Origin of the sequence: Falsiphaeobacter marinintestinus (assembly GCF_007923355.1) — a bacterium.
In the GTDB taxonomy this organism is placed as follows: Bacteria; Pseudomonadota; Alphaproteobacteria; order Rhodobacterales; family Rhodobacteraceae; genus Phaeobacter_A; species Phaeobacter_A marinintestinus.
Genome location: NZ_VOGO01000002.1, coordinates 220,243 through 233,417, shown reverse-complemented (window position 1 = coordinate 233,417; position 13,175 = coordinate 220,243). Strand labels below are relative to the sequence as shown.

Sequence of the window (13,175 nt, the reverse complement as noted above, 5' to 3'; positions counted from 1 at the left end):
CGTTTCAAAGCATTTTCTGACCCGGGCGGCAAGGCCCCGGCGTTTGGGTTGTCATCTGTTTTTGACCGTTTTGTACCGCCTTCAAAACCGGGATTGTCCGTTTTGTACATCGGCTTTGCGGCCTGCCGGAGACAAGGCGCGAAGACGGCGTGCCCGGATCGGCATCACAAAGCTCGACTGGTTCGTGATTTCAAGTCAGAGTGACGGCAACTTCAGCGTTGGGAGGCGCGTATGGATTTTCTGACTGACCCGTTCCTAGTGGACCCGTCCCGAATCGAGGGGCCCGTTCTTGTGACCGGTGCCGGAGGCTGCATCGGTTCGTGGACTGTTGCGGTTCTTGCGCGGTCGGGTGTCGAGGTTGTCGCCTTTGATCTTCGCGATGACCGGACCCGCCCTGCGCTGGTGATGGGGGAAGATCTGGCCCGGACCCTGACCTGGGAGGCTGGCGACATCACCGATGCCGACGGGCTGAACGAGATCTGCGACCGCCATGGTGTTCGCTCCATCATTCATTTGGCCGGATTGCAGGTTCCGTTTTGCAAGGCGAACCCTGCCGCCGGGGCGCGGGTGAATGTCGAAGGGACCATTAACGTTCTGGAAACGGCGCGCCGGTTAGAGTTGAAGCGGTTGGCCTATGCCAGCAGTTCGGCGATTTACGGGATGCCCCCGGGCGAAGGTCGTCTGTCGACGCTGTATGGGGCCTATAAGCTGGCCAACGAATACTCGGCCAAGGTGTTCTGGCTGGACTGGGGCGTGCCTTCGGTCGGGATCCGACCCAACGTGGTTTATGGCGTAGCGCGGGATCAGGGGCTGACATCGGGGTTCAGTGCTGGTCTGGCCCATGCGGTGCGCGGCGAGGCGTTCGAGATCGGTCTTGGTGGTCCGATCAGCTGGCTTTACGCGGGTGAGGCCGCCGCTGCGTTTATCGCCGCGATCAGCCAGGATGGCGCGGACGCGCCGGTGTTTGATCTGAACGGGGCGTGCATGACGATAGAAGACGGGATTGAGATCCTGACAGGTCTGATGCCCGATCATCAGGTGACCACGACGGGCACCCTGTTGCCGATCCCCGGGGATCTGGATGACGCACCGATCCGGGCACATGTGGGCGCGTACCCGTCGGTGACGCCCGAGGAGGGTATCCGCCAGACCCTGAGGGCGTTTCGGCAGTTGCAGGCTGAGGGTCGTTTGCCGGTTTAGGCGGATTCCAGCGGGCCGCCCTGAACCGTGATCCGGTTCATATAGCGGCGATGGCCGTGGTAATCGTTGATTGCCTTGTGCCACGTCGCGCGGTTGTCCCACATGGTGACGTCGCCCGTCTTCCAGCGCACCCGGCACTGGAATTCGGGTTTCTGGCAGTGGTCATAGAGCATATTCAGGATGGCGTCGGATTCAGGTTGGGTCAGCCCGTCGATCTGCGTGGTGAATTGCGGGTTCACGAACAATCCGGGGCGGCCTGAAAGCGGGTGTTTGATCACGACCGGATGCAGGGCGTCTTGGGTGGCGTTGTCGGCGTTGCCGACCCGGCCGGTTCTGGACGCATCGGATTTGGACTGACTGGCGCCGAACACATGGCGCGACGAATGCCACGCGTGCAACCCGTCGAGCAGGCTTTTGAAGCGATCTGACAGCGCGTCATAGGCCGCAGCCATCGAACAGAACACCGTATCGCCACCAACTTCGGGGATTTCGATGCCATAAAGGATCGAGCCCATGGCCGGTTCCTGATCATAGGCGTGATCGGTGTGCCAGACCTCGCCAATGGCGCCGGTCTGGTCAGGTTCTTTCAGAACGATGGCGATTTCAGGATGGGTGTCGAGCGCGGCAAAAAAGCGGTTCACGTTGATGTCCCCCCAGCGCCGCGCAAAGCGCAGGTGGTCGTCGGGCGTGAGGCTTTGGGCGCGGATCGTGATCACGGAGTGGTCGATAAACGCCTGCCGGATCGCGTCGAACTGATCAGGGTCGGTCAGATCTGCATCAAGGATTTCTGCGCCGAGTGCCCCGGTCAGTGGTCGTATTTTCATGTGAGCCTCTCATGTCAGGCGGTATCGGACCTGCCTGTCACAGCATTGACGCAACGGCAGGCGTGATCAAGGCAGAATGGCTTGACCTTCCATCTGGTGGAAACCTTACACCTTGGGAAAAAGGGGTTTTGGTATGAAGAAACAGATCTGGTGGGGTGCCGCTGCTGTGGTCGGACTGGGCGTTGGGGGCTGGGCCTTGTTGCCGCAGGAAAAAGAGCCCGCGCAGGTGGCCGATGCCTTGGTAGACATCTCGCTGCCCGCGTCTTTGACCACCAGTGCACAGGTCGGGAAAACCATGTTCGAGGCGAAATGCGCGGCCTGTCATGGTATCAATGCCGTTGGTCGCAACGGCGCTGCGCCGCCGCTGGTTCACAAGATTTACGAACCTTCGCACCATGGCAACGAATCGTTTCAGCGGGCCGTGGCGATGGGCGTGAAAAGCCATCACTGGCGGTTTGGGAACATGAGGCCGATCGAGGGGCTGACACGGGGTGATGTCACGCAGATTGTCGCCTACATCCGGGAACTTCAGCGCGCCAACGGGATCAACTGAACCGTTTCGCGACACCAGCATCTAACAGACAGGAGACCTGGCCATGCGCCCAGCAACGTATCTTTGCATCGTGCCAATTATCGCGGCGACCGCCGTGTTTGCCCATTCAGGCGTGAAGGATCCGACCGTGATGGCGCGCATGCAGAACATGGGCACCATCGGAGAGAACATGAAAGTCATCGGTCAGATGATGAAAAAGGAAATCCCGTTTGATGCTGTGGCCGCGCAGGTTGCGGCGGGCAATATTGCGGCGGCAGCCAGCCTTACGGTCGCGAAATTCGAAGACCCGGCGACCGATCCCAAATCCGAGGCCCTGCCCGCGATCTGGGAGGATTTTGCCGATTTCTCGACCAAAGCCTCGGATCTGGAGACTGTCGCCCGGACACAGGCCGGTACGATAGGCAGCTATGACGATCTGCGCGGGGCGGCCGGCGCATTGGCAGGGGCCTGCAAGGCCTGCCATTCGCGGTACAAGGCGGATTGAGGCGGGTGTTCTGAAAGACAAGAAAGGCGCGCCTGTGAGGGCGCGCCTTTGGAATGTGCCGCCCGCTTGCGCGGGGATGAAGGGGGTTTACTTGGTGTCTTCGTCGAATTCGTCCATCAGCGGATCATCGAAGTCTTCATCTTCGTCGTCATAGTACCCTTCGGCCCGAAGCTTTGCTTCGCGCTTGGTTTCGACGCGTCTGACAAGGAAGATCGAGACCTCGTAAAGGCCGTAAACCACGACGAACAGGATCACCTGAGTAATGACGTCCGGTGGGGTCACAAGGGCCGCCAGAACAAGGATCGCGACCACAGCGTATTTTCGCACCGCGCCCAGCCCTTCGGCGCTAACCAGCCCGGCCTTGCCCATCAGGGTCAGCAGAACCGGTAGCTGGAAGCACAGGCCGAAGGCCACGATGAATTTGATCGTCAGGTTCAGATATTCCTGCGCAGAGCCCTGGAACACCACCGAAAGCGGCGCGGCGTTCATTGACCCATCCGCCAGAACCTCGCCTTCGGCCCCGAATTGCTGGAAGCCAAGGAAGAAGTCATAGGCCAGCGGCGTGACAACGTAGAAGGCAAAGCTGGCGCCCAGCAGGAACATGAAGGGCGAGGCAATCATGAACGGCAGGAACGCACCCTTTTCGTTCTTGTAGAGCCCGGGGGCCACGAACCGCCACATCTGCATCGCAAGGTAGGGGAACGACAGGATCAGACCGCCCAGAAGCGAGACTTTGATCGCGACAAAGAAGCCTTCCTGCGGCGAGATAAAGATCAGGTCGCAGTCCTGTCCGCGCTCGGACAGAACCTGGCACAGCGGGTCGGTCAGAAAGTTGAAGATCGGCGTTGCGACCGTGAAACAGATGATCATGCCGACCAGAAAGGCCACGACGCAGTGGATCAGCCGGGTGCGCAGTTCGGCCAGATGCTCGATCAGCGGGGCCGAGCTGTCGTCGATCTCGTCTTCGATTTGGCTCATGTCTTGGTCTCGCTGTCTGGAGTCGTGAGCGCGGCTTCGGCCTCATCCGCCTTGGCCAGCGCATCGGCGGCTTCTTTCGCCTTGCGTTCGGCGGCGGCGCGGGCGGTGGCGGCCTGGATCTTCTTGGTGTCTTCGGCCCGCTGGGCGGCCAGCTTGCCGGTTTCACTGTCGGGATCAAACTTGGTCGGATCCAGATCCTTGGTCAGATCGCTGGCAGCCTTCTTGACGCTGTCCATTGCGCTGCCGACAGGATTGGTGGCCGTTTTCAGGCCCTTCTGGATGTCGCTGACACCCGCCTCGTCGGCCGCGTCATGCATGGCACGGCTGAATTCGCGCGCCATACCGCGGGCCTTGCCGACCCAGCGCCCGATATTGCGAAACAACACCGGCAGATCCTTCGGCCCCACGACGATCAACGCCACGATGCCGATGACCAAAAGTTCGGTCCACCCCAGATCGAACATGTGTGATTACACCTTGTCTTTGTCAGTCTCGGAGACGATTTCGGCGTCAGGTGTGATGTCTTTGGCGGTTTCCGAGGCATCGTCTTCCAGCTCTTGCGCGCCTTCGTTGATGCCCTTTTTGAAGGATGTGATGCCTTTGCCGACTTCGCCCATGAGCGAGCTGATTTTGCCCCGGCCAAACAGGACCAGAACGACGACGGCGATCAGAAGGATGCCGGGAAGGCCGATATTGTTGAGCATGTCTTTCTCCTTGATGACGCGCGCGGACGGCCCCGCGCGATAAATTTTCGGTCTTTGGTCTAGCCCCGTGACGCATGGCGCGAAAGCGGCAATGGGCTTGCACCGGGGCGATTCCGGCCCGTTTTGCGGTTTGGGCGGATGCGCCTGACATCAACTGACAGGTTTATGTCAGTTGATGATCTCTATGACAGCCACATGGAGCCAAATCAAGGAGAGACCCATGACCACCTCACCCCAAATCGCGGAAATCGTCACCTTCCGTCTGGCGGCAGGCGCTGGCGAAGCTGCCTTTGTCGAGGCCGCCGCCAGCGTGGAAACCATGCTGACCACGTCTGGCCAGATGCTGGCGCGCACCCTGTCAAAATCCCCGGACGGAACGTGGAGTGATCATATTGTCTGGTCAGATGAAGCAGCAGCCCGCGCTGCGGCAACAGAAGTCATGCAAAGCCCGGCCTGTGCGCCCTTCATGTCGTTGATCGACCCGGACAGTGTCCAGATGAGCCATGGCACCATCGCGCGGCGGATGGACGAAACCAGCACTTAATGGCAGGGTCGGCCCATGCGCCGCACCGATCGCCTGTTCGACATTATCCAGATCCTGCGCGACGGTCAGCTGCACCGCGCGCAGGACATTGCCGACCGGCTGGAAGTCTCGGTGCGCACGATCTACCGCGACATGGATACGCTGGCGGCCAGCGGCATCCCGGTCGAAGGTGAACGCGGCGTCGGCTATATGGTGCGCGAGGCGATCACCCTGCCCCCGCTGACGCTGACCCCGGCTGAACTTGAAGCTTTGAACCTTGGTATGGCGATTGTCGCCGAGGCTGCCGACCCGGATCTGAAAGCCGCCGCGCAGTCGCTGGCTGACAAGGTCGATGCCGTGTTGCCCACCCAGACCATAGCCGAGGCCGAGGCGTGGAAATTCGCGGTGTATCCGTTTGCAGACGCGGCGCGCGGGTTCGCGCATATGGCGACCCTGCGCAGCGCCATCAAGGGTCGCCAGAAGCTGCGCCTGTCGTATCGTCGGATCGATGGCACCCTGACCGACCGGGTGATCCGGCCTTTGCACATGGAGTACTGGGGGCGCGTCTGGACTCTGACCGCATGGTGCGAATTGCGGTCCGATTTCCGGGTGTTTCGGGTTGATCTGGTCGAAGACTCGACGGCGTTGCCGGAATTGTTCGTCGATGACCCCGGCAAAACCTATGACGACTATCTGGCCTGGCAGAAAACCACAGTGACGGGAGCGGCCGATGGCCCATGACAACACGGTGATCCACAGTTTCAACCTGCCCGGTGAGTCGGTATGCGTCGATGTGTTTCACCGCCCCGACGGCAGCTTTGGCTTTGAAGAATTCCGCCGCGATCCCGAAGACATGCGCGGCTGGTACCCAATCGGCATGTTCAGCCCGCAGGTGTTTGAAGAGGCAGAAGGCGCATTGGCGGCTGCCAAAGCCGCCGTGCACTGGCTGGAAGACGTCGTGCAACAGTAAGGCGCGTCAGCCCAGTTCGAAGCTGGTCACGCCAAAGATATGCTCCAGATCAACTTCGGGCGCTGGCCCGCGATACATGCGGGCGGTTTCAAAGACCGGTGACAGACCCAGATGTTCGGCCAGGGCCACAGCAGGCGCATTCGGCTCCGGCACATCCAGAAACACCTCGTCATCTGGGTCAAGATCCTTGGTCAACGCGGCCAGCACCGCCCGCGCGACGCGGTCCGAGGCCGCAACCAAAGGCCCGATCTTGTGTCCGGCCCGGCAGGGTCGCAGCGTGGCAAACCCCGTCAGCCGCTCGCCCTCAAAGGCGGCAACAGTCCTGTGCCCCTCGGCCCCCAGCCACGCCTTCCAGAATGTGGGTCGCGGCGCGGGAAACACGCGACGATCCATCTGTTCTAACGCGGCAAAGGGTGCGTCGGCAGGCCTGACATCCATTGCCGGGCTGTCCATGCGACCTGCGCGCCCGCCGAACCGTATGTTGCGGTACGCCAGATCGAACCCGGATTTGCGGTAATTGTCCTGCTGATCGACCACCCCGTCCAGCCCGACAACCCGGTCCCCGGCATGGGCCAGCGCATCCTGCCACAAACGGTACCCCATTCCCTGCCCGCGTTCGCCTGGCGTGACGATATAAAACCCAAGAAACGCGAAAGTCGGATCATAATTCACAACCGAGATCGACGCGACCAGCCGGTCATCCAGCCACCCGCCCCAGAACCCGTCCGGATCGACACGTTCAAAGCAGTCCATATCGCGGATGCCGGGGTTCCAGCCTTCGGACGCGGCCCAGTCCACAGCTTGCACCCGATCCGTTGGCGTCATCACTCCGGTCCGATACATCGCGCGCTCCTGCTTCTTTCTTGTTCCAAATACCCGCGCCGCAGGCCCGCCGCGTCAGCGGCGTTCAGCAAGGCTCAGGTCGGGAACACGAAACAGCGATTGCGCCGCACGGTCAACCACATGACCCGGCCCTTTTCGGGCAGAAACACGTTGGGCACCGTGGCTTTCAGGAGTGACCCGTCATGATCCATGCGGAATTCGACAAGGCTTTCGTGGCCCAGAAATCGGGCCCGTTCGACCACGCCGCGCGCGGCGACCCCGTCGGATGGGGTTGGCAAGGGTCCTGATCCATTGCGGTCAAAGTCCAGCTTCACATGCTGGGGGCGGAACACGATGTCGACCTTGGTGCCATCGGGAAAGCCCGGGGCAAGGAACTGGCCAAACGCGGTCTGGGCCAATGCGCCATTCACCTCGGACTGCAATACATTGATATCGCTGAAAAACGCGACCGCAGCACGATCCGCCGGGCGGGTATAGACGTTATAAGGCGCGCCGCGCTGAACGATCTGGCCGTCGCGCATCAAGGCAATCTCATCGGCCATGCGCATCGCCTCTTCCGGCTCGTGCGTGACCAGCAGAACGGCCGTGTCTTCGTCTTTCAACAAGCTAAGCGTTTCGTCGCGGATGCCGTCGCGCAGGCGATTGTCGAGACCGGAAAACGGTTCGTCCATCAGCATGATCCGGGGGCGCGGGGCCAATGCACGGGCCAGCGCAACGCGCTGTTGCTCCCCCCCCGAAAGCTGGTGCGGATAGCCATCGATGTGGCGCATCAGATCGACACGCTCAAGCAAGGCTTCGACGCGAGCGCGCTTTTCGGCGCGGGTGCCCTTGCGCAGGCCAAAGGCGACGTTGTCGGCAACGCTGAGATGCGGGAACAGCGCGAAGTCCTGAAACATCAGGCCGATTTCGCGTCGCTCGGGCGGGACGCGAAAGATCGTGTCGCAGACCAGTTTGCCATCAACCCAGATTTCGCCCGAATCCTGCATTTCGACCCCGGCGATGATCCGCAATGTCGTGGATTTGCCGCACCCGGATGGCCCCAGAAGGCAGGTCACCTGCCCCGCGCTGATCGTCAGAGACACGTCATCCACCACCTGACGCCCGTCGAACGAACACTTCAGGTTCTTGATTTCCAGCCGCGGCGGCTGAGGTGGTCGTTTCGTCTGTGGCAAGGTCACGGACAGATGGGCCTCACTGGCATTCCCGATAAAAATCATCAGGCTGAACGGGCAGATAGCAACCCCGCCGGATCACTGCAAGAGTCCATCGCCCGATCACGTGGGCAACGCGGGCTCTAACATGAACCCGGTCGCCGCGCGGACCTGTCCGTTGATCTGAATTTCCAGCCGATGCGCCCCCGGTACCAGCTGAAATGTGGTTGCATCGCCTTTCATGCGGTGGCGCTTGGTCAACACCAGCGGCGTACCGGGCTGTGCAGTCGTTTGCTTCAGTTTGAAGACTTTGGCCGACACTTTGCCACCCGGGCGTTGAAAATGAAGGACATAATCCACCAGCACCGGCGTGTCGGTCGGTGCCGTGATCTGGCACTCGAACTCAAGCACCTCTCCGATCCGGACCGGATCTGTCCGGATGGTCACGTCAGCCTGAATGTCAGCTACGGGATCATAGCCCAGAACCTGCAAGGCCCGTGGTGTGCCGGATTTCACAAGGCTGCGCAGGGCGTGGCGGGTCATCCAGTTCAGTTCGGCGGGGGTTTGACGGCCCTCGTCGGTCCAGCCCTGCAATCTGTCGATGACAGTATCCGGCGCGCTCTTGGCGATGTCGTTCAGGTGGTTGGCGATGGACCGGGTGACATAGCGCGTCGGGTCAGCATGCAACCTGTCCAGCAGAGCAAGCGGCACCAGCGGGTCCAGCGCGATGCCCTGCCCCCATGGCAGGCGCGGCCGGGTGCCTTCGCTGACCAGCCGGCGCACATGGTAGTTGGGATGGTCGGTCCACACATGCAATTGCGCCAGTGTCAGGTCGGGCCAGCGGTTCAGCATCGGGCGCAGCGCCCATTCCATCGAGAACCGTTGGGTGATCTGACTGAGAAGGTCCAGTGTCAGGTCCGGATGGTCGTCCAGCCCACGCAGAACCACCAGTTCGCCAAGCGGCGCGAAAATGAAATCGCCAAAATCATCATCCGTCAGTGTCGGGTCCAGCGGCGGTGGCAGCGCGGTAACAAGGGTTGGAGCGATGTCCGGCAAAGGCCCTGGCAGGTGTTGACCCAGACACTCGGCAATCCAGACGATGCGCTGTTTCAATTCCAGATCGGGCAACCGGGTCATGACTGTCGCCGAGAACCCGTTTGCGTCAAACTCAGGCGCCGCGGATTGGAAAAGGCCCGCCAGATAGCGGACCTTTTCGGCGTTGAACAGTTGGTCTTTGAGGGAAAACCCCTGAGCCATTCCAGCGCTGCCTTACATGGTCAGATTGGTAGCACCGCCATCCAGCAGCCAGTTTTGCCCGACAATGAACCCGGCGTTTTGCGAGCATAGGAACGCGCAGGCGGCGCCGAATTCTTCAATCGTGCCATAGCGTTGCACCGGAATCGTGGCCTGACGACGGGCGCGGGCCTCATCAATTGTGATGCCTTCGTTCTGAACGACCGTGTTATCCAGCGAGGCGGCGCGATCCGTGTCATGCAGGCCTGGCAGCAGGTTGTTGATGGTCACGCCGCTGGCGGCGACCTGACGCGAGGTGCCTGCGACATAGCCGGTCAGCCCGGTTCGGGCGGCATTTGACAGACCCAGCACCGGGATCGGTGCGCGTACCGCCTGACTGGTGATGTTGACCACACGGCCCCAGCCACGCTCCATCATGCCCGGCACCAGCCCTTTGATCAGGGCAATGGGGGTCAGCATGTTGGCATCAAGCGCCTTGATGAAATCGTCGCGATCCCAATCGGTCCACATGCCCGGAGGTGGGCCGCCCGCGTTGTTCACAAGGATATCAGCCGCCCCTGCGGCCTCCAGCATCGCGGCCTGACCGTCGGCGGTGGTGACGTCGATGGCCACGGTGGTGACCGTAACACCGAAATCGGCGCGGATCTGTTCGGCGCTGGCCTCCAAAGCGTCAGCCCCACGCGCGTTCATGATCAGATCGACGCCTTCGGCGGCCAGTGCCCTGGCACAGCCCAGCCCCAATCCCTTGCTGCTGGCACAGACCAATGCGCGTTTTCCCGCGATTCCAAGATCCATTCTGGTTCTCCTGTTGAGCTTGTTTAGTGATCGTTTATCATCATCGGCGGATACATTGCCAGTATTTGACCGGGCATTCGTCCGAGATATGACACAATCAGATTGCATTTTCAGTGCTAAGCACTAATTCAATCTATGCTTGTGTTCCCGAGCCTTCGACATGGATGACAATACTGCCGTGACATATTTCCGAGTTCCGACCCAGTCCATTCCTGTCTACCGCGCCGAAGCGTTCGCGGTGACCGATGGTGCCAATCTTGGCGATGAAATCATGCCTTTGGACGAATTGGTTTTCGATGACATCTATCGGCTGGATCCCCACGCCCCGCGTTTGCGGCTGGGGGTGATCGCGCGACCCAACGGCACGTTTCGCATCGGCGAAGGCAGCGAAACCGGTCGGCCCGGCGCAGATCTGCATCTGGACAGCGCCCTGCATTTCATGTCGCCCGACGGAAAGTCGCTGGATATTCTGATCCTGGTCGAACTTGACGACGATGCGCATATCGACGCTGTGTACCTGCTGCCTCTGGCGCCGCTGGTCCCGGGCAAGGATTACGCGCTGGTTGGTGGCGATCACGACAGCGCGCGGCGCAAACTGGCCGAGGTGGCCTGTGTGTCGTTCACGCGCGGCACCCGGATCACCATGGCCAATGGCGCACTGATCCCGATCGAAGACCTGAAGGTCGGCGACCGCGTGCTGACCCGCGATGACGGTCCGCGTGCGGTGCGGTGGATCGGGCAATCCACGGTTCGCGCGGTGGGGGCGCTGGCCCCGATTGTGATTACCGCCGGAACCATGAACAACGAAGGCGATCTGGTGGTCAGCCCGGACCACCGGCTGTTCGTCTATCAGCGCAGCGACGAAATTGGCGCCGGCCAACCCGAGGTGCTGGTCAAGGCCCGGCATCTGGTGAACGACGACACGGTGTATGTGCAGGAAGGCGGATTTGTCGAATACTTCCAGATCCTGTTTGACCGGCACCACATCATCTATGCCGAAGGGATCGCTGCCGAATCCATGCTGATTGACCCGCGCACAAAGTCGGCTTTGCCGGACGGCGTGTTGGACGAACTGGGCGGGTTGGTATCATCGCAACGCGACGGCAGTCATGGGCTGGAGGTGCAGAAATCCCTGCTGGACCGCCCCGACGCGGCAGAACTGTTGCGACGCGCGTCGACCAAGTAAGCGGCCTTGGCGCAGCGGGCGCCCTGTTTTCCTTGCGTGCCCCCGCAACCTTACCTATATGCCCGCACATGTTGGACACCTCTTCGAACCGCCCCGATCTGCCGCCTGAAATTGCGCGGCGTCGCACCTTTGCTATCATTTCGCATCCGGATGCGGGCAAAACCACGCTGACTGAAAAGTTTCTGCTGTTCGGCGGCGCTATTCAGATGGCTGGTCAGGTGCGCGCCAAGGGCGAAGCCCGCCGGACGCGGTCGGATTTTATGCAGATGGAAAAGGACCGGGGCATTTCGGTGTCAGCCTCGGCAATGTCGTTTGATTACAAGGACTTTCGGTTCAATCTTGTCGACACGCCCGGACACTCGGATTTTTCGGAAGACACCTATCGCACGCTGACGGCGGTGGATGCGGCCGTAATGGTGATCGATGGCGCCAAGGGGGTGGAAAGCCAGACCCGCAAGCTGTTCGAGGTCTGCCGGTTGCGCGACCTGCCGATCCTGACCTTCTGTAACAAGATGGACCGCGAAAGCCGTGACGTCTTTGAGATCATTGACGAAATCCAGGAAAACCTTGCGATTGACGTGACACCGGCCAGCTGGCCCATCGGTCAGGGCGCGGATTTTGTCGGGTGTTACGACATCCTGCACGACCGGCTTGAATTGATGGACCGCGCCGACCGTAACCGCGTCGCGGAAAGCATTGAAATCAAAGGGATTGATGACCCGGCGTTGGTTGAGCATGTGCCTGCGCATCTGTTGGAAAAGTTCCTCGAAGAGCTTGAGATGGCGCGCGAATTGCTGCCGCCGCTGGACCCTCAGGCGTTGCTGGATGGTACGCTGACGCCAATCTGGTTCGGGTCTGCAATCAATTCGTTCGGGGTCAAGGAATTGATGGACGGGATCGCCGAATACGGCCCCGAGCCACAGATTCAATCGGCGCTACCACGTCAGATTTCTCCTGAAGAAACAAAGGTCTCCGGCTTTGTCTTCAAGGTTCAGGCCAACATGGATCCCAAACACCGCGACCGGGTTGCGTTTGTGCGGATGGCCAGCGGGCATTTCAAACGTGGGATGAAGCTGACCCATGTACGGACCAAGAAACCGATGTCGGTTTCAAACCCTGTGCTGTTTCTGGCGTCGGACCGGGAACTGGCGGAAGAGGCCTGGGCCGGGGATATCATCGGGATTCCGAACCACGGGCAGCTGCGCATCGGCGACACGCTGACCGAAGGCGAGGCGTTGCGGGTGTCCGGCATCCCCAGCTTTGCACCGGAATTGTTGCAGAATGTGCGCGCCGGCGACCCGCTGAAAGCCAAGCATCTGGAAAAAGCGTTGATGCAATTTGCCGAAGAAGGCGCGGCAAAAGTGTTCAAACCGTCAATCGGATCGGGGTTCATCGTGGGCGTCGTCGGGCCTTTGCAGTTCGAAGTGCTCGCCTCGCGGATTGAAATGGAATACGGGCTGCCGGTGCGGTTTGACGCCAGTCAGTTCACCAGCGCGCGCTGGGTCAGTGGTGACAAGCAGGCGATCGACAAGTTCGTGAACGTCAACCAACAGCACATCGCGTACGACCATGACGGCGACATTGTATATCTGACGCGTCTGCAATGGGATATCGACCGGATTGAGCGGGATTATCCCGATCTGAAGCTGACCGCGACCAAGGAAATGATGATCTGAGTCTGGCCGACCGGGATACAGCGCGCTGGGGCAC

General features: G+C 60.8%; 16 protein-coding genes. 8 read left to right on the top strand and 8 right to left on the bottom strand.

The genetic code is table 11. The annotated features are described in order from the left end of the window. Positions 1 to 231: 231 nt before the first annotated feature. Positions 232 to 1,200 (top strand): NAD-dependent epimerase/dehydratase family protein, encoded by a 969-nt coding sequence (locus tag FOY56_RS05415; protein ID WP_146344801.1) that lies wholly within the window; start codon positions 232 to 234, stop codon positions 1,198 to 1,200. Here FOY56_RS05415 and FOY56_RS05410 read toward each other — a convergent pair. Beyond that, the gene (locus FOY56_RS05410) at positions 1,197 to 2,024 is read right to left on the bottom strand and encodes a TauD/TfdA dioxygenase family protein (protein ID WP_146344800.1); all 828 of its coding nucleotides are present in this window, start codon (positions 2,022 to 2,024) and stop codon (positions 1,197 to 1,199) included. The genes FOY56_RS05415 and FOY56_RS05410 overlap by 4 nt on opposite strands. Before the next feature lie 133 nt (positions 2,025 to 2,157). Here FOY56_RS05410 and FOY56_RS05405 point away from each other — a divergent pair, with 133 nt between their 5' ends. Both FOY56_RS05405 and FOY56_RS05400 read left to right on the top strand, forming a co-directional pair. Beyond that, entirely contained in the window at positions 2,158 to 2,577 is a 420-nt protein-coding gene (locus tag FOY56_RS05405) for a c-type cytochrome (protein ID WP_146344799.1), read from the top strand. Between the two features lie 43 nt (positions 2,578 to 2,620). Beyond that, the gene (locus tag FOY56_RS05400) at positions 2,621 to 3,061 is read left to right on the top strand and encodes a c-type cytochrome (protein WP_146344798.1); all 441 of its coding nucleotides are present in this window, start codon (positions 2,621 to 2,623) and stop codon (positions 3,059 to 3,061) included. An 87-nt stretch (positions 3,062 to 3,148) separates the two neighbouring features. On the opposite strand, the gene tatC is transcribed toward FOY56_RS05400, so the two are convergent. The 3 genes from tatC to FOY56_RS05385 are packed head-to-tail and all read right to left on the bottom strand — an operon-like array spanning position 3,149 to position 4,743. After that, positions 3,149 to 4,039 (bottom strand): twin-arginine translocase subunit TatC, encoded by an 891-nt coding sequence (gene tatC / locus FOY56_RS05395; protein ID WP_146344797.1) that lies wholly within the window; start codon positions 4,037 to 4,039, stop codon positions 3,149 to 3,151. After that, positions 4,036 to 4,503 (bottom strand): Sec-independent protein translocase protein TatB, encoded by a 468-nt coding sequence (tatB, locus tag FOY56_RS05390; RefSeq protein ID WP_146344796.1) that lies wholly within the window; start codon positions 4,501 to 4,503, stop codon positions 4,036 to 4,038. Before tatB ends, tatC begins: the two co-directional genes overlap by 4 nt. 6 nt (positions 4,504 to 4,509) lie before the next feature. Further along, positions 4,510 to 4,743, bottom strand: coding sequence for a twin-arginine translocase TatA/TatE family subunit (locus FOY56_RS05385; protein WP_146344795.1), 234 nt, complete (start codon positions 4,741 to 4,743; stop codon positions 4,510 to 4,512). Positions 4,744 to 4,963: 220 nt separating this feature from the next. Between FOY56_RS05385 and FOY56_RS05380 the strand changes: the two genes are divergently transcribed. From FOY56_RS05380 to FOY56_RS05370, 3 genes are read left to right on the top strand one after another with little or no spacing between them, the layout of a single operon-like run. Beyond that, complete coding sequence (locus FOY56_RS05380; protein ID WP_146344794.1) at positions 4,964 to 5,287, top strand: hypothetical protein; 324 nt, start codon at positions 4,964 to 4,966, stop codon at positions 5,285 to 5,287. 15 nt (positions 5,288 to 5,302) lie between these two features. Further along, positions 5,303 to 6,007: a helix-turn-helix transcriptional regulator gene (locus FOY56_RS05375; protein ID WP_146344793.1), complete on the top strand. Its 705-nt coding sequence runs from the start codon at positions 5,303 to 5,305 to the stop codon at positions 6,005 to 6,007. Further along, positions 5,997 to 6,236, top strand: a complete 240-nt coding sequence (locus FOY56_RS05370) for a hypothetical protein (RefSeq protein ID WP_146344792.1) — start codon at positions 5,997 to 5,999, stop codon at positions 6,234 to 6,236. Before FOY56_RS05375 ends, FOY56_RS05370 begins: the two co-directional genes overlap by 11 nt. Positions 6,237 to 6,242: 6 nt before the next feature. Here FOY56_RS05370 and FOY56_RS05365 read toward each other — a convergent pair whose 3' ends face one another. The 4 genes from FOY56_RS05365 to FOY56_RS05350 form a co-directional block, all read right to left on the bottom strand. Beyond that, entirely contained in the window at positions 6,243 to 7,079 is an 837-nt protein-coding gene (locus FOY56_RS05365; RefSeq protein ID WP_146344791.1) for a GNAT family N-acetyltransferase, read from the bottom strand. Between the two features lie 74 nt (positions 7,080 to 7,153). Further along, positions 7,154 to 8,215, bottom strand: a complete 1,062-nt coding sequence (locus FOY56_RS05360; RefSeq protein WP_246139431.1) for an ABC transporter ATP-binding protein — start codon at positions 8,213 to 8,215, stop codon at positions 7,154 to 7,156. A gap of 138 nt (positions 8,216 to 8,353) precedes the next feature. Next, a complete protein-coding gene (locus FOY56_RS05355) occupies positions 8,354 to 9,487 on the bottom strand; it encodes a YhaZ family DNA alkylation repair protein (protein ID WP_146344789.1) in 1,134 nt (377 codons plus the stop codon). 12 nt (positions 9,488 to 9,499) lie between these two features. Continuing rightward, positions 9,500 to 10,279 (bottom strand): SDR family oxidoreductase, encoded by a 780-nt coding sequence (locus tag FOY56_RS05350; protein ID WP_146344788.1) that lies wholly within the window; start codon positions 10,277 to 10,279, stop codon positions 9,500 to 9,502. Positions 10,280 to 10,439: 160 nt separating this feature from the next. Between FOY56_RS05350 and FOY56_RS05345 the strand changes: the two genes are divergently transcribed. Both FOY56_RS05345 and FOY56_RS05340 read left to right on the top strand, forming a co-directional pair. Next, entirely contained in the window at positions 10,440 to 11,465 is a 1,026-nt protein-coding gene (locus FOY56_RS05345) for a Hint domain-containing protein (RefSeq protein ID WP_146344787.1), read from the top strand. Between the two features lie 68 nt (positions 11,466 to 11,533). After that, positions 11,534 to 13,141 (top strand): peptide chain release factor 3, encoded by a 1,608-nt coding sequence (locus FOY56_RS05340; protein WP_146344786.1) that lies wholly within the window; start codon positions 11,534 to 11,536, stop codon positions 13,139 to 13,141. Positions 13,142 to 13,175: the final 34 nt, after the last annotated feature.

Excerpts from the sequence above, each read along its gene's own strand:
- FOY56_RS05415 (WP_146344801.1), top strand. The coding sequence starts at position 232 with ATGGATTTTCTGACTGACCCGTTCCTAGTGGACCCGTCCCGAATCGAG.
- FOY56_RS05410 (WP_146344800.1), bottom strand. The coding sequence starts at position 2,024 with ATGAAAATACGACCACTGACCGGGGCACTCGGCGCAGAAATCCTTGAT.
- FOY56_RS05405 (WP_146344799.1), top strand. The coding sequence starts at position 2,158 with ATGAAGAAACAGATCTGGTGGGGTGCCGCTGCTGTGGTCGGACTGGGC.
- FOY56_RS05400 (WP_146344798.1), top strand. The coding sequence starts at position 2,621 with ATGCGCCCAGCAACGTATCTTTGCATCGTGCCAATTATCGCGGCGACC.
- tatC (WP_146344797.1), bottom strand. The coding sequence starts at position 4,039 with ATGAGCCAAATCGAAGACGAGATCGACGACAGCTCGGCCCCGCTGATC.
- tatB (WP_146344796.1), bottom strand. The coding sequence starts at position 4,503 with ATGTTCGATCTGGGGTGGACCGAACTTTTGGTCATCGGCATCGTGGCG.
- FOY56_RS05385 (WP_146344795.1), bottom strand. The coding sequence starts at position 4,743 with ATGCTCAACAATATCGGCCTTCCCGGCATCCTTCTGATCGCCGTCGTC.
- FOY56_RS05380 (WP_146344794.1), top strand. The coding sequence starts at position 4,964 with ATGACCACCTCACCCCAAATCGCGGAAATCGTCACCTTCCGTCTGGCG.
- FOY56_RS05375 (WP_146344793.1), top strand. The coding sequence starts at position 5,303 with ATGCGCCGCACCGATCGCCTGTTCGACATTATCCAGATCCTGCGCGAC.
- FOY56_RS05370 (WP_146344792.1), top strand. The coding sequence starts at position 5,997 with ATGGCCCATGACAACACGGTGATCCACAGTTTCAACCTGCCCGGTGAG.
- FOY56_RS05365 (WP_146344791.1), bottom strand. The coding sequence starts at position 7,079 with ATGTATCGGACCGGAGTGATGACGCCAACGGATCGGGTGCAAGCTGTG.
- FOY56_RS05355 (WP_146344789.1), bottom strand. The coding sequence starts at position 9,487 with ATGGCTCAGGGGTTTTCCCTCAAAGACCAACTGTTCAACGCCGAAAAG.
- FOY56_RS05350 (WP_146344788.1), bottom strand. The coding sequence starts at position 10,279 with ATGGATCTTGGAATCGCGGGAAAACGCGCATTGGTCTGTGCCAGCAGC.
- FOY56_RS05345 (WP_146344787.1), top strand. The coding sequence starts at position 10,440 with ATGGATGACAATACTGCCGTGACATATTTCCGAGTTCCGACCCAGTCC.
- FOY56_RS05340 (WP_146344786.1), top strand. The coding sequence starts at position 11,534 with ATGTTGGACACCTCTTCGAACCGCCCCGATCTGCCGCCTGAAATTGCG.